Source organism: Nocardia beijingensis NBRC 16342 (assembly GCF_001612785.1).
Taxonomy (GTDB): Bacteria; Actinomycetota; Actinomycetes; order Mycobacteriales; family Mycobacteriaceae; genus Nocardia; species Nocardia beijingensis.
The window spans coordinates 1-18,608 of the sequence record NZ_BDBC01000047.1 but is presented as its reverse complement, the minus strand read 5'-3'; the positions used below and the strand labels follow the sequence as shown (position 1 = coordinate 18,608).

Annotated in this window: 14 protein-coding genes; 5 read left to right on the top strand and 9 right to left on the bottom strand. The window is 69.3% G+C overall.

The annotated features are described in order from the left end of the window. Positions 1–32 precede the first annotated feature (32 nt). The 7 genes from NB3_RS24545 to NB3_RS24515 all read right to left on the bottom strand — a co-directional run bounded on the left by NB3_RS24545 (position 33) and on the right by NB3_RS24515 (position 7,399). Entirely contained in the window at positions 33–1,220 is a 1,188-nt protein-coding gene (locus NB3_RS24545; RefSeq protein WP_067808039.1) for a helix-turn-helix domain-containing protein, read from the bottom strand. Positions 1,221–1,268: 48 nt separating this feature from the next. After that, positions 1,269–3,851 (bottom strand): helix-turn-helix domain-containing protein, encoded by a 2,583-nt coding sequence (locus tag NB3_RS24540; RefSeq protein ID WP_067808038.1) that lies wholly within the window; start codon positions 3,849–3,851, stop codon positions 1,269–1,271. 313 nt (positions 3,852–4,164) lie between these two features. Continuing rightward, positions 4,165–4,905, bottom strand: coding sequence for a CPBP family intramembrane glutamic endopeptidase (locus tag NB3_RS24535; RefSeq protein WP_067808033.1), 741 nt, complete (start codon positions 4,903–4,905; stop codon positions 4,165–4,167). Between the two features lie 148 nt (positions 4,906–5,053). Then, entirely contained in the window at positions 5,054–6,013 is a 960-nt protein-coding gene (locus tag NB3_RS24530) for an RluA family pseudouridine synthase (RefSeq protein ID WP_067808031.1), read from the bottom strand. Positions 6,014–6,067: 54 nt separating this feature from the next. After that, entirely contained in the window at positions 6,068–6,649 is a 582-nt protein-coding gene (locus NB3_RS24525) for a putative glycolipid-binding domain-containing protein (RefSeq protein WP_067808028.1), read from the bottom strand. A gap of 5 nt (positions 6,650–6,654) precedes the next feature. Beyond that, the gene (locus NB3_RS24520) at positions 6,655–7,107 is read right to left on the bottom strand and encodes a TIGR03667 family PPOX class F420-dependent oxidoreductase (RefSeq protein WP_067808025.1); all 453 of its coding nucleotides are present in this window, start codon (positions 7,105–7,107) and stop codon (positions 6,655–6,657) included. Between the two features lie 97 nt (positions 7,108–7,204). Continuing rightward, positions 7,205–7,399: a hypothetical protein gene (locus NB3_RS24515; RefSeq protein WP_067808123.1), complete on the bottom strand. Its 195-nt coding sequence runs from the start codon at positions 7,397–7,399 to the stop codon at positions 7,205–7,207. 345 nt (positions 7,400–7,744) lie between these two features. Between NB3_RS24515 and NB3_RS24510 the strand changes: the two genes are divergently transcribed. Beyond that, positions 7,745–9,598: an ABC transporter ATP-binding protein gene (locus NB3_RS24510; RefSeq protein WP_067808023.1), complete on the top strand. Its 1,854-nt coding sequence runs from the start codon at positions 7,745–7,747 to the stop codon at positions 9,596–9,598. After that, positions 9,595–11,331, top strand: a complete 1,737-nt coding sequence (locus tag NB3_RS24505) for an ABC transporter ATP-binding protein (protein ID WP_067808021.1) — start codon at positions 9,595–9,597, stop codon at positions 11,329–11,331. The genes NB3_RS24510 and NB3_RS24505 overlap by 4 nt, the downstream gene beginning before the upstream one ends. 64 nt (positions 11,332–11,395) lie before the next feature. On the opposite strand, the gene NB3_RS24500 is transcribed toward NB3_RS24505, so the two are convergent. Together NB3_RS24500 and NB3_RS24495 are read right to left on the bottom strand one after the other, a co-directional pair. After that, positions 11,396–12,097, bottom strand: a complete 702-nt coding sequence (locus tag NB3_RS24500) for a siderophore-interacting protein (RefSeq protein WP_067808018.1) — start codon at positions 12,095–12,097, stop codon at positions 11,396–11,398. 116 nt (positions 12,098–12,213) lie between these two features. After that, positions 12,214–12,678: an MTB12 C-terminal domain-containing protein gene (locus NB3_RS24495; RefSeq protein WP_067808120.1), complete on the bottom strand. Its 465-nt coding sequence runs from the start codon at positions 12,676–12,678 to the stop codon at positions 12,214–12,216. A gap of 214 nt (positions 12,679–12,892) precedes the next feature. Between NB3_RS24495 and NB3_RS24490 the strand changes: the two genes are divergently transcribed. The 3 genes from NB3_RS24490 to NB3_RS24480 all read left to right on the top strand — a co-directional run. Then, on the top strand, positions 12,893–14,179 hold the full coding sequence (locus tag NB3_RS24490) for a SidA/IucD/PvdA family monooxygenase (RefSeq protein ID WP_244892060.1): 1,287 nt from the start codon (positions 12,893–12,895) through the stop codon (positions 14,177–14,179). A 44-nt stretch (positions 14,180–14,223) separates the two neighbouring features. Beyond that, positions 14,224–15,162, top strand: coding sequence for a methionyl-tRNA formyltransferase (locus tag NB3_RS24485; protein WP_067808013.1), 939 nt, complete (start codon positions 14,224–14,226; stop codon positions 15,160–15,162). 9 nt (positions 15,163–15,171) lie between these two features. Further along, the coding region (locus NB3_RS24480; RefSeq protein ID WP_067808011.1) for a non-ribosomal peptide synthetase at positions 15,172–18,608 on the top strand (3,437 nt) is incomplete at its 3' end.

The following is an 18,608-nucleotide window of genomic DNA, read 5'->3' as shown; positions in this document are numbered from 1 at the left end:
GCCAGTAGGTTGTCGCATCGCATCCGCCGAACTCAAATCTTGACGTTGGCCCACTTCGCGAACCGGGCGAGGGAGTCGGTTCCGCGCCGGGTATTGGCGAGCACGCGGACGGTCTCGTGGACCTGGGGGTGGTTGCGTGTCAGTCCCGGCGCGATCCGGCGCGCCTGGTCGAGACTGCTGAGGGCACGCTGCTTGTCCCCGTGCAGCAGCCACGCGCGGGACACGTCGATCCAGTGATGCCCGGCGCGGGACGGCGTGACCGATGCAGGTAGCCGGATCCGCTCGGCGCGTGCGACGGCGGTCGTGCCATCGGACAACTCGACGGGCACGGCGACGGAGTGAATGGCGACATTCGGCAGTTGGAACCCGGTTCCGTACTCCTGATAACGGTCGGAGCCGATCGCCTCGCCGAGTCGGCGCGCTTCCCGAAGATGCGCGTCGGCGGTCTCGGCGTCGAGCGCACGGGCCGACAGGATCGATCCCCGCAGGTGCAACGCGCCCCGCACCGCGAGGACTTCCGGCGTTGTGGGCAGTTGCTCACTCGCGGCGTGGGCGCGCTCGATGATCCGCAGTCCACCGGCGTATGCGCCGGAGTAGAGCAGGATCAGCGCGCGATGGTATTCCGCCGCGATCGGCCACGCGGGGTCGCCACTGCGTTCAGCGGCCCACACGCACCGTTCGGCGGCCAGTCCGGCGAGGTCGAGGTAGCCGTACCGGTAGGCGATCGATGACGCGCTGGTGTATGCGTAGGCGAGGGTCGAATAGATGGTCTCGAGACGATGCCCCGCAGGCTCGTCGGCCGCGAGCGCGTGCAATCCGTGGATCACGTCCGGCAGTTCGGCGGTGTGGTCTCCGTACCGGCCGCGCCGTCTGCTCTCCTGCACCCGATGTAGTGCCGCGGTGAGCTCTTCGAATGTGGTCGGCGCGTTCAGTGGCTCGTCATTGAAGGCCAGAATTTTCCGTCGCAGTTCCCGGATGGTGGCGTGTGCTCCGGCATCGTCGCGCGCCGGGGTGTAGGGCTGCCCAGTCAGGACCTCGATGTTCACCCCGAGCGCGTCGGCGACGGCCGTGATGAACGCGGGCGAGGCGGGGCGCACCCCTCGCTCGACCTTGCGCAGCAGCGAGACCGACACGTTCGCCTTCTGCGCAAGCTGCTGCTGGGTGAGCCGAGTGAGCTTGCGCGCTGTGGCGGTGCGTTCCCCGATCCCGGCATCGTCCATGCCTCCACGGTGACACACCAGCCGCAGAGAAAGGCCTGAGCGGCGGGTTCAGACGATGGTCGCGTAAGGGCGGTGGACTTTGATGGCGGAGTCGAGGACTCGGGTGACGGCGGAGCGGGGGACGCCTAGTTCGTTGGCGATGGCGGGGGTGGAGCCGCCCTGGTCGGCGAGTGTCAGGATTTCTCGGACCTCCTCGATCGGGAGGTTGGACAGGCGGCGGCCGGTGATGGCGCGGGCGATCGCGGAGATCTCGTCGTCGTCGGTGTCGGCTTCTTCGGGCTCGGTGGGGAATTCGTCGTCCTCGTCGGCGTCCGTTTCGAGGACGGGCATCGGTTCGACGCGCGGACGCGAAGGCTCGGGGGCTTCCTCGAGCGCCAATTGTTCGCTCTCCGTGTCGGCGGAGCGGTCGTTCTGCTCGGCGGTCGCCGACTTTCCGCGTTTCGCGCGCGGCGCGGTGGCGTTCGGGTGCACCTGCGCGGCAGGGTCGGCCGTCGCGGGGGGCGGTGTGCGCGTTGGCTCGGTGGAGCCCGGGTGCCGGACTTCGTCGCCGTGATGGGCTCGATCGATCGAACGGCCGTCTCGATCGGTAGTGGCGGGCGGCGATGCCGCACTGTTCGCGCGTGCCGATGGGTGCGCACGGAATTCGAAGCCGTCGTGCAGGTCGGCGAGTGAAATCTGTTGTGCCGCTGTTTGTGCGGGCTGGCTGTCGGACGCAGGCGCTTCTGCTGGGCTCGAGGTTCCGCGCTCGACCTCGAGTGGGTGAAGCTCCGGCGCTGCCGTTTCGGTCGTGTGGTCGTCGGCGCGAACCTCCGCGACCGGCTGTGTGGCTGGAGGTACCGAATGCTGCGGGGGAGTCGTCACTTCGCGGACGTCCACGGCCGAGGAGTCCGGGGTTTCGTTGGCAGCGACGGTGTCCGTGGCGTCGTTGCTGACGAGGGGAGCGGTGTGCTTGTCAACCGGGACAGCGGGAGTCATTGTGCCGACGGGCATTTCGGTGGAGGTCGAAGCAGTATCGTGCCCGTTGACCCGAGGGTGTCCGGTCGTGTTGGACGCATCGTCGGCGCTGGGGTGGACGGTGTTCCCGTCGCCGCTCGAGTGCCGCATGGTGCCGTCGACAGGGGAAGCCGGGGTGTGGCCGTTGGTGGCAGGGCGCAAGGTATGCCCATTGATGTGCGGGTGCGCGTTTCCGTTGGTGGACGTCCCATTGATTTCGCCGTGGATCGGCAGCGGGTAGCCGTTCACGGGCAGGTCGGGAGAGCGGCCGTTGCGAGGGTGCGGAAGCGCGCCGCCGTTCGGACCGGCGGCTGCCTCATGGCCATTGCGCGTGATGTTTCCGGCCACTTCGTCATCCACCGGTACCGCCCCCGTGCGGGGGATGGTGACGGGATGGCCGTTGATCGGCGTATCGACGGCGTGACCGTTGGTCCTGCGCGCATCGGTCGGCCCGGAGGCGGGGGAGCCGCTGTGCATTTCGCTGTCCGCGGGGTCCGTCGTCGCGGGCGCCGCGTGGTCGACGGGACGGCCGTCGATCGGTACTCCGGCGGGGTGACCGTTGGCCGCCGACTTCCTGTAGGCGACGTGTGCCGGGGCAGGCATGGCCGCTGCGGCCGGGCGGGTGAACTCGTCGGGCTGGGCACCGGGACGAGCGCCCGTCGTCTCGTCCTGGACAGTGGCGGAGACCGAGGTTTCATGGACGTCGGCACTGCCCTGAGGAGCGGTTCGCGTTGCGGGATTCGTGTCGTAGCGACCATCGGTCACGGGCGCGGCGTAAGTATCGCCGTCCGCAGGGAAGCGGCCGCTGTTCGCCGCAAGGGGTTGATAGTCGCCGCGCTCCATCATTCCCGGAGCGAATCGGACAGCTCGCGGGTCGGGATCGATCACCGGCGCTCCGTCGATGAGCACGGCGTACCGCGCGGAAACCCAGGCGTGCAACCAGATCACCACGCCGACCATCACCGGAGCGATGGCGTACTCGGCGGCGCGGCCGAGGTCGCCCGCGGCGAGATGCGGGCCGGTGTTGAGCGCGACGGTCGTGCCGAGCAGCGCCGCCTCGAAGAAGATCACCTTGCCGCGCGCCAGCTCCCGGCCCCAGCGCGCCGCGGTCGTCGCCGCCACCATGATGGTGATGATCGGGATGGAGATCATCGCCTCGATGCCGTAGCTCAACCAGTACAGCGGGTCGGACATGTCACCGCTGGGCACCAGATTGTGCTGCACGTTGACACCGGCCCAGACCATGCCGAGCACGACGACCGCGATCAAGGCGCGCGAGGACCACTCCGCCCGCCGGTAGAGCTGCGCCAGTCGCGCGTCCTGGCTGGAAGCCCGCCGCCGCGCCGCCAGCGCGCGCCGATGCCACCGGGCGTCGGCCTCCTCCGCACGGCGCAACGCCGCGGCCGACTTCCGATCGCGCCGCTCGGTGGCAAGTTCCGCCTCGATCGCCCGGCGCCGCTGCTCACGGCGGCGCGCGCGAATCCATTCCGCCAATTCACGCTCCGCGGCGATCTCGCGTTCGGAGAGCACTTCCAGCAACGCCGGATCGAGTTGCAGAGGCAACTTGCCGCGCGCGGTCTCGACTTGCTGAGCCAGCGCGGCAATCTCGGAACTACCGTTCGAGGGGTCGTCGGGCATCGCGAGCCTTCCCAAGAGCAGGTCTCATGCCGGGTGGTGGAGACATGATTGCTCGAACATATGTGTGATCGGAGTGAGATTAAACCGACCTCCGCTCGTGGTCAATGCGATGCACATCGGGCCGTGGGCGACACGCCGGGCTGGGAGAATTCGCGGTACGGCTCGACTATCCGGATGAGCGGGGCTTTTATCGGAACTCTCCGCGTGTCGAAACTCAGTTCGAATGAGTGCTCGGCAATCGCGCGAATTCCTCCGCTTCCGGTTGCTGACCGAGCATGCGAACACGCCGCGCCGAAGGCGCGGCTAAGCAAACTCAGCTCACCGTGTGCCAGACGATGGCGGCTGCCAGGGCGCCCGCGCCGTTGACCGACCAGTGCAGGGCGATCGGGGCGAGCAGGCTGCCACTGCGGTGGCGCAGCCAGGTGAACACCACGCCCGCCGCGGCCGTCGCCAGGACGGCGAGCAGGATTCCGGCGATCTGTCCGGTCACGCCGCCGCCGACGACTTCGCTGAGGCCGCGGTTGCCCGAGGTCAGGCCGAGGGACGACGCGATGTGCCAGAGGCCGAACAGCAGGGAGCCCGCCGCGAAGACGCCGCGCGCACCGTAGGCGCGGTGCAGGGTGCCGTGCAGCACACCGCGGAAGGCCAGTTCCTCGGGGATCACGGTTTGCAGCGGGATGACGATCATCGAGGCGATCAACGCGCCGGAGATGGTCGCGTAGCGATCGGCCAGGAAGAACGGCCGGGTCATGGGCAGCGCCGCGCCGATCGCGACGGCCGCGAGGACCACCGCCGCCGCGGCGAGCGCGTAGAGCGAGCCGCGCCGCCACTGCCGGGGTGAGAGGCCCAGTTCCGACCAGCCGAGCCCGCGCCTGCGCATCAGCGCGAGCAGGACGATCGCCGCGATCGGCACCGTCACGATGTGCGCCCAGGCGGTGGTGAAATGCGCGATCAGATTGGTGCCCACGAGGACGATCACCACCACGGCGACGTCGATGTAGGCGTGCATCTTGTGGCGTAAGCGGGTCGGTGCGGCTGGGTCCGGCTCAGACATCCCGACCGAGTCTACGGAACAGGAACACGTTCACCACGGATGGCCGCTAGATTGCCCGATCGATCACTTTTTTCGCCGCCGTTGCGGTCGCGGGGACGGCGCTCTGCTGAATCGTGAGGCGGGCGGCGTGGAGGAGCGTGCGTGGGGCTCAGCCGAACGGCGGGCGGACCGCGGTGGCGTCGCCGGCCCACCCGTGCGGATCGGTCCAGGCTTGCAGCGTGCGGGTGGTCTCGAACCGGCGCGGCTCGCGGGTGACCGGATCGATGAACTCGAGCGAGGCGGCCAGCAGTTGCAGCGGCCTGGTGAAGTCGTCCACCGGTTTGTCGGTGAGCACCGGGTAGAAGTCATCGCCCAGGATGGGAATGCCGAGGCTGTTCATGTGCAGGCGCAACTGGTGGGTCCGGCCGGTGTGCGGGCGCAACCGGTAGCGTCCGAGGCCGTCGCGGTGCTCGAGCAGTTCGATCTCGGTTTCCGCGTTGGGCTCGCCGGGGACCTCTTGAGCCGCGAGCACCTGTTTCTCTTTGATGATCCGGCTGCGCACCACGCGGGGCAGCGCGAGGCCGGGATCGAATCGGGCGATCGCCTCGTACTCTTTGCGCACGGTGCGCTTGTGGAACATGGTCTGGTACGCACCGCGGCGAGCGGGGTTGACGACGAAGAGCACCAGGCCCGCCGTGACGCGGTCGAGCCGATGGGCCGGAATCAGGTCGGGAAGGTCCAGCTCCCGGCGCAGCCGCACCAGCGCCGTCTGCAAGATGTGCTGACCGCGCGGGATCGTGGCCAGGAAGTGCGGCTTGTCGACCACCAGGATGTCGTCGTCGCGATACACGACGGGGATGTCGAAGGGGACTACCGTCTCTTCGGGCAGATCACGGTGGAACCAGACCGCGCCGCCGGGTACATACGGTGCGTCGGGGGCGATCGGACCTTCGAGATCGACGATGCCACCCGCGTGCAACAGCTCATCGATGCGCGCCGGGGACACCCGGGGCAGGCGTTCCACCAGATGGTCCCGGATGGTCGTCCAGTGGCCCTGCTCCGGTAGTCGCAGCCGGGCCGGGTCCAAGCCGTGCCGCTTCGGCAACGGCGGTTGTTGCCGCCTTCTCATCGGTACCGACCTTAACGGGTGCGGTCGGACGTGGTCCGTCCTCAGTCCGCGGGGTCAGTGCGCGCGGATCGCGATGCCCGGGTAATCGAGCACCAGGCCCGATTTGTCGTAGTCGAGTGTGCAGGTGAAGTCGAACTCCGGCGCGGTGTACCGGAAACGCGGCCCGTGCGCGCCGTCGGCCACGCGGACGTAGCGCTGCTCCAAGCGGGCCACCGCGGCGCCGGAGGCGTACACATAGGCCGCGGGCGCGTCCGCGCCGTCGCCGATCTCCCGTGCCGTCCTGTGCACCGGCAGCGCGTTGGTCAGCGCGGAGGACTCCAGGTCCACGTCCAGACAGCCGTCGAGCAGGGGCGCGGGCAGGCCGTCGAGCAGCCAGGACCCCGTGCCGTCGGACTCCAGCACCAGCGTGTTCCAGCCGCCCGGCTTGCGCACGGCCACCTGAGCGCGGCGCGTGCGCCACTCGGTGTCCAGTGCGATCCGGTAGTCCACCACCCAGGGCGCGCCGTCCTCGACGGCTGTGGTGCAGCCGTCGATCAGCACGCCTTGCTCGGTGACCCGGAAGTACGCCACCTCGAATCCCTCCCGGGCGGTGCGATGCCGCCACGCGGCGGTGGGCGGCGGCGGCGCGAATGTCATCGGGATCAGAATCCGCGCAGCCGATCGGGCGTCACGCGCAGCACGACGGAGTACTCGGCGTAGAACTGCTCGTCGGTGATCCCGAGCGAGCGGAGGCCGTCGGCGTACTTCTTCGTGAACGCGTCGAGTTCGTCGTCGCTTGGCCGCTGGTCGCCCACGCGGGCCGTGCCGGTGAGCACGACGACGTCGCCGCCGGTGGCGGTGCTGTTGAGATTCAGCGAGACCCGGGGGTTGCGCCGAATGTTGCGAATCTTCGGCTGGTCGGGCTTGCTGAAGATCAGGAATTCGCCGTCGCGCCACTGGAACCAGACGGGGTTGGGTTGTGGTGTGCCGGTGGGGCCGACGGTGGTCAGCCAGAGGACGGACTCGCGGCCGAGGCGTTCGGCGACTTTCGCGCCGAATTCGGTCTCGGTGTCGACGACGGGGGCGGCGGAGCGATCGGATGCCGTTGCGGTCATGGCAGGGACAACACCACGACTGCCGTGACGATTCCGCCGCCAGGACAACCGCCGCTCCGATCCCGGGAAGGTCTTCGCGGCGACCACGGTGTGCCCGTCAGGGCGTCGCGCGTTCGTCCAGCACCATCAGCCGGGCTTCGACCAGCGTCCTGCGTGCGCGCCGCCGGACCCGGCAGATCTCGACGCTGCAATCCAGGTGCACCTGCATGGCGCGGTGCGCTTGGCTCGCGGTGAGTTCGCCGGGGTCTTCGGCGCAATTCGACAGAACCGTGAACGTCTCTGTGGCAAACATATTCATTCCTGTCTCCCGACCTGTCTCCCGAGGATTTCGTCGCATTCGAAGTTAGCGATGCGCGGGTGCTATCGAGCCAGGATGCCGGTCCGTTCACGAAGGATTCCCGAGCCCGTCGGAAGTTCGAAAAGCGCGAGTTCGCAGCGGTTTTCGCAGATTGACGAAACAAGTCGCGAAAGACAACGCCTGGTGTGGGGCGTGTCCGCGCGTACGACCGCGAGGGGCAGGCGCCGAGCGCGCGCCGTCGGTCTAAGTAACTTAGCCTAACCTTCCTTACGGGCGCCTTCTGTGTGAGTATGGGGCGAATCAGGAACGAACGCCGGGATAGGCGAGAGACGAGGACAGATGACGGTGGAGGCCGCGCCGCTGCCGGTGGCGGATACGGGGAACCGGCCGCCGAAGGCGGTGCTCAGAGAACGCAAACGGCGGGAGGCGCAGGCGCGCAAGGAGATCCTCGCGCCCGTGCGCGGACATCTGACCGCCGCGAGCATCCTCATGGCCGTCGCGTCGGTGTGCGCGGTGGTCCCGTTCGTGCTGATCGTCGAAGTCTGCCGCGAACTGCTCGACCAACCCGTGGACACCGGCCGGGTCTGGCGACTGCTCGCGGTCGCCGCGGTGGTGCTGCTGGCCCGCGCCTTGCTCCAGGCCGGTGCGCTGACCTGGACGCATCTGGTCGACGGTGGCTATCAACTCGCGGTGCGGCGGGCGCTGGCCGCCAAGCTGACCAGGGTGCCTCTTGGCTGGTTCGGTGAGCGGACCTCGGGTGAGGTGAAGAAATATCTGCAAGACGACGTGGAGGCGCTGCACTACCTGGTGGCGCACGCGCGGCTGGAGTTCGTCGGCGCGCTCACCGTTCCGCTCGTCACCCTCGGCTACCTGGTCACCGTGCAATGGCGGCTCGCTTTGGTGCTGCTGTTGCCGATCCTGGCCTACGCCGTGCTCTACAGCAGGATGATGGACCGCGACGGCCGGGACCGCTACGTCGTCTACACCCGCTCCGAGCAGCGCACCAAGGAAGCGGCCATCGAGTTCGTCGACGGCATCCAGGTGGTGCGCGCGTTCGGCCAGGCGGGCAAGGCGCACAGCGTCTTCCAGGACGCGGTGGAGCATCAGGCGCGCAGCGTCGACCGGCTGAAGACGCCGATCATCAAGGTGCAGGCGGCCTCCGACATCGTCGTCACCCCGGTGTTCGTGATGCTGGTCGTGGTCTTCGCCGGGCTGGCCGCGGTGGGTCTCGAGTGGGTGCGGCCGCTGGACGTGCTGCCGTTCCTGCTGGTCGGCCTGGGTCTCGGCAGCTCGCTGCTCAACCTCGGCTACGGCGCGCAGGCGCTGCGGGCGGCGGCGGTCGCGGCGCAACGGCTCTACGACCTGCAACAGACGCCGGAATTGAGCACCGATGCGCACGCATCCGACGCGGCGCAGTCCGCGCCCGCGGGACTGGTCCGGTTCGAAGGGGTCGGCTTCGGTTACCGCAGCGGCCACGACGTGCTGCACCACATCGACCTCGAACTCGCGCCGGGGACCATCACCGCGCTGGTCGGCCCCAGCGGGTCCGGCAAATCGACGCTGGCCAAGTTGCTGCCACGCTTCTACGACGTGGGTGCGGGCCGGATCATCATCGGCGGCCGGGATATTCGTGACTTCTCGAGCGAAGAGCTCTATCGGACGGTCGGATTCGTCTTCCAGGACGTGCGGCTGATCCGCGGCACCATCCGGGAGAACCTGCTCCTGGCCCGGCCGGACGCCGATGACGCGGCGGTGGAGAAGGCGGCCCGCGCCGCGCAGATCCACGACCGGATCGTCGCGCTGCCGCGCGGTTACGACTCCGAGATGGGCGTCGACGCAAGCCTTTCCGGCGGCGAGGCGCAACGGCTTTCCATCGCGCGCGCCCTGCTCGCCGACACGCCGGTGCTGGTGCTCGACGAGGCGACCGCCTTCGCGGATCCGGAATCCGAAGCGGCCGTGCAGGACGCGCTGGCCGTCCTGGTCGCGGGGCGCACCGTGCTGGTCATCGCGCACCGGCTGCACACCATCACCGGAGCGGATCGCATCCTGGTGCTCGAGCGGGGACGGCTGGTGGAGCAGGGCGAGCACGCGAGCCTGGTCGCCGCGGGCGGCACCTATCAGCGACTGTGGGAGATCAACGAGGCGGCGCTGGGCGAGATCGCCCTCGTCGAACGTGCGGAGGGCGTCCGATGATTCGCAAGGTACTCGATCTGGTTCCAGCCGAATTCGCCCCTCTGACGCCGAGGTTGTTCGCCGCCATCGTGGCCCAGGCGCTCAGCCAGGCGCTGGCGTATCTGCTGCTGGTGCCGGTGTTGCAAGCGCTGTTCGACGACGATCTCGGCCGCGCGTGGATGTGGGCGCTCGGCATGCTGGCCGCGGTCGCGGGCGTGGTGGTGTTCGGGTATCTGCAGGCCGCGATCGGCCTGCGCGTCGGCGTCGGCATGCAGCGCGGATTGCAGACCCGGCTCGGCGACCACCTCAACGCGCTGCCGCTCGGCTGGTTCGAGACCCACGACGCCGGGCCGCTGGGACGGCTGATGGTCGAGAACGTGCGCGAACTGCAAGGCCTGGTCGCCTACCTGCTGGCCAAGATCCTGACCGGCGTCATCGTCCCACTCGCGGTCGCGGTGGGCATGCTGCTGGTCGACTGGCGTATCGCGATGGCGATGCTGCTCGCCGCGCCGGTGCTCTACCTGGTCAACGGCCTGGCGAACCGCGCATACACCGGCGCGGATCAGCGCATGCACGCCGCGGCGGCGGAAGCCGATTCGCGCGTCATCGAATTCGCGCAGGCGCAGCCGGTACTGCGGGCCTTCGGCGCGGTGGGCGCGGGCAACCGTGCGCTCGACGCGGCGCTGGCCGCGCAGCGGTCGGCGGGCGCGCGCATGGTCTTCGCCAGCGTGCCGGGCCTGATCCTGTTCGCGCTGTTCGTGCAGGCCGTGTTCCTGCTGCTGGTGTACGTCGCGGTCGCGCGGGTGACCGACGGCGCGATCTCGGCCGCCGCCGCCATCGCGCTCGTCGCGGTGAGCTCGCGATTCATCGAACCGGTCAATCAGGCCGCCCAACTGGGCAACGCGCTGCGCTCCGCCGCGACGGCGGCGGACCGGATCACCGAATTGCTCGCCGAGCCGGTGCTTCCGGAGGCCGCCGCCCCGGTCACGCCGGGCGAGCCCTCGGTGATCTTCGACGACGTGAGTTTCGGTTACCGTGACGGCGAGCCGGTGCTGTCGGGCGTCACCTTCAGCGTGCCCGCGGGGACCACCACGGCTGTCGTCGGACCGAGCGGCGCGGGCAAGACGACTCTGCTGCGGCTGGCCGCCCGCTTCTACGACGTGGATTCCGGCCGGGTGGCGGTGGGCGGGCACGACGTGCGCGACCAGCCGTCGGCGACGCTGTTGAGCCAGCTGTCGCTGGTCTTCCAGAACGTCTACCTGTTCGACCAGTCGGTGGCCGACAACATCAGGATCGGCAAGCCCGGCGCGGACGACGCCGAGGTGCGGCGCGCGGCCGAGGCGGCTCGGGTGGACGAGATCGTCGAGCGTCTTCCCGACGGGTTCGACACCCGCGTCGGCGAGGGCGGCACCGCGCTGTCGGGCGGTGAGCGGCAACGTGTCTCGATCGCGCGGGCGCTGCTGAAGGACGCGCCGATCGTGTTGCTGGACGAGGCGACCAGCGCGTTGGACCCGCACAGCGAGGCGGTGGTTGTGCGCGGCGTGCACGAGATCACCAGGGACAAGACGGTGATCGTCGTCGCGCACCGGCTCGCCACCATCGCCCACGCCGACCAGATCTTGTTCCTGGACGGTGGCCGCATCGTCGAGCGCGGCACGCACGAAGAGCTGCTGGCGCTGGACGGTCGCTACGCCGCCTTCTGGAACGAGCGCTCCCGCGCGACGGGCTGGCGGCTGGAACCGGCTCCGGCATAACCAACCGGGCGCGAGGTCCCGTCGCCGAGCCGGCGGCGGGACCACGCGCCCTGCTCGATGGAAGCTACTTCCAGTAGGCGCGCGCTTTGATCGAAGTCTTCGGCAGCGCGTGCGCGGTCTTGAGCGTCTTGACGATCGAGCGGGTGGTGTGACCGTCGCAGGCCACCCACGCGAAAGCATCTTTCGGGCAGTCGATCTCGTGGGCTTGCTCGCGCATCAGCCGTCCGTCGTCGACGCGTTGCAGCCAGGTGACCTGGTGATGCGGCTTGTTGCGGACCGGGAGGGTGCGGTCGGACTCGTACTGCCATTCCAGCCAGACCCGTGCCGGGGTGTCGCCGATCGCGTCGAGCAGGGAATTGATCGCGGGCAGCGACGCGGTGTCACCGAAGATCAGATACTCGCTGTGGGCGGTCTCCGGCAGCTGGAAGTCCGAACCGAGGACCGAGGCGTCGATCTCGTCACCCACCCCGGCTTTTCGAGCCCATTCCGCGGCCGGGCCGTCGTGCAGGGCGAATTCGATCCAGAAGCGGTCGTTCTCCGGGTCGGGGTCGACCAGGGTGTATCCGCGCTGATGTTCCTTCTCCCCGTTCGGAATCCACAGCCGGACCCACTGGGTCGGATGCACCGGATGGTCGGCGAGCAGGCCACCCGCGTCGAAGCCGAGCCGGACGAACTTGTCGGTGATCTGCTCGGTCGAGGTGACGGTCAGCCGATAGTCATCGGCCCGCCACGCCTTCAACATCAAGCCTTCGAATCCTCTGCCCATGCGACTAAGGCTAGCCTAATCACACTTGGAAGTGGAGGCGTAGGACGTGCGGTGCGAAAACGGTCCCGGAACTCGGAAGCCGAGTTCGACGGGACCGTTCGTCGTGCCGCGGCCGGTCAGACGCTGCAGGACACCGACGCGTAGTAGCCGATGGTGCACTCCGATTCGCGGGTCAGCTTCCAGGTGCCATCGATCCGGCGCCAGGACACCTCGATCGCCGGGAAGGGGGAGAAACCGTCGACGGTCGTCATCAGGTTGGCGGAGAGGGTGTCGCCGTTGACGCTGACCGGGCCCTGAACCGACCACCGGAAACTGGGCACCGAATTCATCACGCCCGCGATCTGATCGATCATCGGCAATCCGGCCTCGCCCGCCTCCAGTTCGGCGGCGCGGGCGGAGCGCGACGCTCCGGTGTTCAGCAACACCTGCAACTTGGCCTGCAGTTCCCCGACCGAAGGCGCCGCGGTGCGGACCACGGCGGGTGCCGCGGTAGCGGGTGCGATGCCGGCGAATCCGCCGGCAAGCGTTGCCGAGGCGATGGCGAAGGCCGCGGCGGTTGCTCTGATCTTGCGGTTGTTCATCTGCATACTTCCGTTTCGTTCCAGGGCGATTGCTCGCCTGCCCCTGCGGAGTCCACCACAGGAGCGGTTGCCCCTAGCAATATAAGGTAAGCCTATGCAAACATGTGTGCGTGCATGTCCAGTCGCACGGTGACGTCGCCGCGAGCGACCAGCCGCACAGCTGAGTGCTCTACCGATAGCTGCGCAGTGGCTGGAAACACAGATGGGAGAACCGGTGGACAGACTTCTCGTAGTCGGTGGCGGCCCCAAGGCCATGGCCGTGGCGGCGAAGGCGCACGTGCTGCGCGAACTCGGGCTGGTGGCGCCGGAGGTCGTCGTCGTGGAATCGCAGGCGGTCGGCGGCAATTGGCTCGCCAGCGGCGGATGGACCGACGGTCAGCACCGGCTCGGCACCAGTCCGGAGAAGGATGTCGGCTTTCCCTATCACTCGACCTGGGCGCGGGGTCACAATCGCGCCATCAACGAGGCGATGCAGCGGTTCAGCTGGACTTCTTTCCTGATCGAGCGGGGCACCTACGCCGAATGGGTGGATCGGGGCAGGCCGCATCCGCACCATCATGTGTGGGCGAAATACTTGCAGTGGGTCGCGCGCAAGACCGGGGTCGAGCTGGTGCTCGGCACGGTGCGCACCATCTCGGCGGCCGCCGACGGCTGGCTGGTCCGCGTGGTGGACGCGAACGGCGTCGAGTCCGAAATCGACGCCGACCGGTTGATGATCACCGGCCCGGGGCGCAGCGACCGCGCGCTCGCCCGGCATCCGAAAATGCTGAGCATCGCCGAATTCTGGGATCTGGCCTGCCGCAGGCGGCTGCCCGCGTCCTCGCGGGCGGCGGTGATCGGCGGCGGGGAGACCGCCGGTTCGGCGCTGGACGAACTGGTGCGCCACGACGTGCTGACCGTGTCGGTGATCTCTCCCGCGGCCACGATCTACACCCGCGGCGAGAGCTTCTTCGAGAATTCGCTCTACAGTGATCCAGCCAAGTGGCGGGCGCTGAGCGTGGGGGAGCGGCGGGATGTGGTGCGGCGCACCGATCGCGGCGTCTTCTCGGTGCGGGTGCAGGAGAATCTGCTCGCCGACAGCCGGGTGCATCACCTGCAGGGCCGGGTGGTGCGGGTGGCCGATCAGGGTGACGGGGTCGCGTTGACCCTGCGCAACGATCTGCGCCCGGATCAGGTGCACGCGTTCGACCTGGTGGTCGACGCGACCGGCGGACAGCCGCTGTGGTTTCTCGAGCTGTTCGATTCCGACGCCGCCGATCTGCTGGAACTGGCCGTCGGCGGGCCGGTCACCCAGGCGCGGCTGGAGGCGGCCATCGGCCACGACCTCGCCGTCTCCGGGCTAGAGGCGAAGCTCTATCTGCCGAATATGGCGGGGCTGGCGCAAGGGCCGGGATTCCCGAATCTCAGCTGCCTCGGCGAACTTTCGGATCGAGTGCTGGCGGGCGCCCCGGTGCGCCCGGCCGCAGTGCGGCACTTCGGAGCGAACTCGGCGTTTGCATAGGCTAGGCTAGCCTTACTTTAGAGTTCGTCGAGGATAGGTTCGGTATGCGCATCGTGTCGTTCGGCTTCCAGACCTGGGGCCGCAAAACCCTGCAGGCCCTGATCGATTCCGGTCACGACGTGGTGCTCGCGGTGACGCATCCGGTCAGCGAACAGTCCTACAAGGCCATCTGGTCGGACTCGGTCGAGGAACTGGCTCGCGAGCACGGGATCCCGGTGCACCTGACCGAGCGCGCCGACGCGGAGACCATCGACCTGGTCAAGCGGGCCGAGCCGGACGTCATCGTGGTGAACAGCTGGTACACCTGGATGCCGCCGGAGCTGTACGACCTGCCTCCGCACGGCACGCTCAACCTGCACGATTCGCTGCTGCCCAAGTTCACCGGCTTCTCGCCGGTGCTGTGGGCGCTGATCAGCGGGGAGACCGAGTTCGGGCTCACCGTGCACCGGATGGACGAGCAACTGGACACCGGCGACATCCTGGTGCAGCATTCGCTGCCGATCGGCCCGGAGGCCACCGGCACCGAACTCGTGCTCGCCGGAATGGAATTGATTCCCGGGGCCGTCCGGGAGGCGCTGCACGCGCTGGAGACCGGCACCGCGGTGTGGCGGCCGCAGGACAAGACACAGCGGACCTATTTCCACAAGCGGTCCGAGCGCGACAGCCGCATCGACTGGCGCACCCCGGCGGTGGATCTGGAGCGGTTCGTCCGCGCCCTCTCCGAGCCGTACCCGCGGGCCTTCAGCTATTACCGCGGCGAGAAGATCGAGGTCCTGGCAGCGCGCGTCTCGGAGGCGCGCTACGGCGGCACGCCCGGCCGGGTGATCGTGCAGGAGGGCGGCGGCACCGTGGTCTGCGGGCCGGACGCCTACCGGGGCAACCCCGGCTTGGTGCTGACCCGGGTGCGCACGTCGGACGGGGTGGAACGGTCGGGAGCCGAATTCTTCACGCGCGGGGGCTATCTCACCGATTCGCCGGAGTGATCCGCCGCCATGTCGACCATCGCCGATTCCGCGCGTCTACGCGACGGCGCGGATCCCGCCCGCGCCGGTGACGGGCGGGTTCCCCTGTCCCCGGGCCAGCGCCGGGCCTGGTTCCTGCAGACCAGGGACCCCGACGACGCCACCCTCAACATCTGCTTCGCCTACCGGCTGACCGGCCCGCTGGATGCCGCCCGGCTGCGCGCGGCCGTCGATGGCGTGGTGGCGCGGCACGACATCCTGCGCACCACTTACGGATCGGCTTCGGACGGCGAGCCTTACCGGCTGGTCCACGACGATCTGTCCGCCCCGTGGCAGGAGGTCGATCTCGCCGGCCTGCCGGAATCCAGCCGCAACCGCCGGGTCGAGGTGCTGGCGCGCCGCGCGGTCGGCGAACCGTTCGACCTGACCCGCGCCGCGCCGCTGCGGCTGCTGTTGTTGCGCACCGGCGCGGCGGAGTTCGTCTTCGTGCTGGTCACCCACACGATCTGCTGGGACGACGACTCCTGGAGCGTGTTCCGCGCCGAGGTCAACGCCGCCTATCGCGGCGCGTCCGCGACGATGCCGACGCAGTACGTGGACGTCGCGGTGCACGGCATCACCGGCGAGCCGGAGGACGCCGCCGTCGAATTCTGGCGTCGCACGCTGCGGCCGCTGCCGGAACCACTGGAACTGCCGAACCGATCCGCGCTCGCGGGCGCGGGGAACCGGCAGGCGGGTCACCGGGCCCTCGACGTGCCCGCCGAACTGGTCGACCAGGTGTACGCGTTCGCGGGCGACTACGACACCAAGCCGTTCGCGGTGCTGCTGGCCGCCTACTACACGGTAATCCACCGCTACACCGGCGCGACGGATTTCCTGGTGGCGGTGCCGGTAACCAACCGAGGTCCCGCCGCGGTGGCGGCCATCGGATACTTCGGCAACACCCTGTTGCTGCGCGCCGGGTTCGCCCCGGAACGTTCCTTCGCTGATTTCGTCGCGCTCGTCGCCGAGAGCTGCACGGCGGGATTCGCGCACCAGCATGTCGGCATCGATCGCGTGGTCCGCGAAGTCAATCCGGATCGCGCCGACGGACGCGACGGGTTGGAGCAGCTGGTGAGCGTCGGATTCGGAGTGCGCGAGAGCCCGCGCGGATTCGACTTCGACGGCGTCACCGCGCACGGCGTGCAGTTCGGCGGGTCGGTGGCCCAGTTGCCGCTGCGCCTGAACGTGGTGCTCGACGAGCGGGGCGTGCATCTGGAAGCCGAATACGCCGCGGACCTGCTGACCGACGCGGTCGTCGATCAGTTGCTGCGGCACTACCTGCATCTGGTCGGCGCCGCGGTGGCCGAGCCGTCCCGCGCGGCCGGCGATCTCGAGTTGTTCGCGGCGGCGGAGCGGGAACGCATCGCGGCGCTGTCGCACGGCGAACTGGCCGGCACGCCGCCGACCACCGTGCCCGCGCTGTTCGAACGGCGCGTGGCCGCCACCCCGGGCGCGGTCGCGATCATCGCGCCGGGCGCGGCGGACACGGCGCCGGTCATCCTCACCTACGCCGAGTTACACAGCCGGGCCAATCGGCTGGCGCACTGGCTGATCCGGCAGGGGATCGGGCCCGAGGACATCGTGGTGCTGCGGCTCACCACCTCGGCGGAGTTCGTCGTCGCGGTGCTCGCCGTGCTCGCGGCGGGCGCGGCCTACCTGCCGATCGACCCCGCCGACCCCGCCGACCGAGTCGACGCACTCGATCGCGCGGCCGGTCCCCGCCTGCGGCTCGGCCGGCACGAGCTGGCGGCCGCCGAGCAGGCCGCCGCCGGTCTGCCGTCGCACGCGCCGACCGACGCCGAACGCGTGCGCCCGCTGCGGCCGGACAATCTCGCCTACGTGCTCTACACCTCCGGCTCGACCGGTAAGCCCAAGGGCGTGCCGGTGCCGCACGCCGCGCTCGCTGAGCACCTGACCGGTTTCGCGGCGGAGGGCGGCATCACCGCGGCCGACCGGCTGCTGCAATCGGCGCCGCTGAGCTTCGACGCCTCGCTGCTGGACATCTTCGTGACCCTCACCGTCGGCGCGAGTCTGGTGATCCCGAAACCCGGTGCCTTCCGCGACATCCCGTACGTGGCGGAACTCATCGAACGCTGCGGTGTGACCGTGCTGCACATGGTGCCCTCCCAGTTGAGCACGTTCCTGATGCTGCCGGAAGTGAGCGAGTGGCAGGCGCTGCGCTACGTCCCGGTCGGCGGGGAAGCGCTGCTCGGCGAGGTGGCCGACCGATTCGCGGGTGTCTTCGACGCCGAGCTACGCAATCATTACGGACCCACCGAGGCGGTGATCTCGGCGACGCACTTCACGGTCGACGGCCCGCAGGGCACCGGGATCGTGCCGATCGGCGTACCCAATCGCAACGTCCACGTCTATCTGCTCGACGCCCGCCTGCACCCGGTGCCCTCCGGCGTTGTCGGCGAAATATATCTGGGCGGAACGCAATTGGCGCGCGGATATCTCGACCGGCCGGGATCGAGCGCGGAGCGGTTCGTCGCCGATCCGTACCGGCCGGGCAGCCGCATGTACCGCACCGGCGATCTGGCCCGCAGGGACGAGGCGGGCGTGCTCGAATTCGTCGGCCGCGCCGACGAACAGGTGAAGGTGCGCGGTCACCGGATCGAACTCGGCGAGGTGCGGGCCGCCATCGCGAGCCATCCCGCGGTGGCGCGCTGCGAGGTCGTCGCGGTGACCGACGCCGCGATCGGTCCGATGCTCGCCGCCTACGTGGTGGCGGCCGAGGACGACCTCGATCTCGACCAGATCCGGGCGCACGCGGCGGCCGTCCTGCCCGACTACATGGTGCCCGCCGCTTTCGCGGTCCTGCCGGAGATTCCGCTGACCGCGCACGGCAAGCTCGATCGCCGCGCGCTGCCGGAGCCGGTGCGCAGCGCGGCGCATTCCTACCGGGAACCGAGCACGGCCAACGAGATCAGGCTCGCCGACCAGTACGCCAGGATTCTCGGCCTGGACCAGGTGGGCGCCGACGACTCGTTCTTCGAGCTCGGCGGGCATTCACTGCTGGCCAATCGGCTGCTGGCCTGGATACGGGAGGAGTTCGGCGTTGAGATCGACGTCCGCGTGCTGTTCGACACCCCGACGGTCGCCGAACTCGCCGCCGCGCTGGAGGCGAGTTCGGCCGGCGCCCGTGACGATCTGAGCGGGGAGCAGCGCAGGCGCGTGCTGGGCGAGTGGGCCAACGGCGTCGCGCTGTCCGACGTGCCGGGCGTCGAGGAGTTGATCCGCGCGGCGCGTACCGTTCCAGGCCCGCGCCGCGCCCTGCTGTGCGCGGGCGAATCTCTCACCTACGATGCGCTCTTCGAGCGACTGGCCGCGCCGCGCGCGACGTCGGCGAATCCGGTGGACGCGCTGGTCGCCTTGCTCGCGCGCACGATCGCGCACGGCGACGACGACGCGCTCGCGGCCGC

Excerpts from the sequence above, each read along its gene's own strand:
- NB3_RS24545 (WP_067808039.1), bottom strand. The coding sequence starts at position 1,220 with ATGGACGATGCCGGGATCGGGGAACGCACCGCCACAGCGCGCAAGCTC.
- NB3_RS24540 (WP_067808038.1), bottom strand. The coding sequence starts at position 3,851 with ATGCCCGACGACCCCTCGAACGGTAGTTCCGAGATTGCCGCGCTGGCT.
- NB3_RS24535 (WP_067808033.1), bottom strand. The coding sequence starts at position 4,905 with ATGTCTGAGCCGGACCCAGCCGCACCGACCCGCTTACGCCACAAGATG.
- NB3_RS24530 (WP_067808031.1), bottom strand. The coding sequence starts at position 6,013 with ATGAGAAGGCGGCAACAACCGCCGTTGCCGAAGCGGCACGGCTTGGAC.
- NB3_RS24525 (WP_067808028.1), bottom strand. The coding sequence starts at position 6,649 with ATGACATTCGCGCCGCCGCCGCCCACCGCCGCGTGGCGGCATCGCACC.
- NB3_RS24520 (WP_067808025.1), bottom strand. The coding sequence starts at position 7,107 with ATGACCGCAACGGCATCCGATCGCTCCGCCGCCCCCGTCGTCGACACC.
- NB3_RS24515 (WP_067808123.1), bottom strand. The coding sequence starts at position 7,399 with ATGTTTGCCACAGAGACGTTCACGGTTCTGTCGAATTGCGCCGAAGAC.
- NB3_RS24510 (WP_067808023.1), top strand. The coding sequence starts at position 7,745 with ATGACGGTGGAGGCCGCGCCGCTGCCGGTGGCGGATACGGGGAACCGG.
- NB3_RS24505 (WP_067808021.1), top strand. The coding sequence starts at position 9,595 with ATGATTCGCAAGGTACTCGATCTGGTTCCAGCCGAATTCGCCCCTCTG.
- NB3_RS24500 (WP_067808018.1), bottom strand. The coding sequence starts at position 12,097 with ATGGGCAGAGGATTCGAAGGCTTGATGTTGAAGGCGTGGCGGGCCGAT.
- NB3_RS24495 (WP_067808120.1), bottom strand. The coding sequence starts at position 12,678 with ATGAACAACCGCAAGATCAGAGCAACCGCCGCGGCCTTCGCCATCGCC.
- NB3_RS24485 (WP_067808013.1), top strand. The coding sequence starts at position 14,224 with ATGCGCATCGTGTCGTTCGGCTTCCAGACCTGGGGCCGCAAAACCCTG.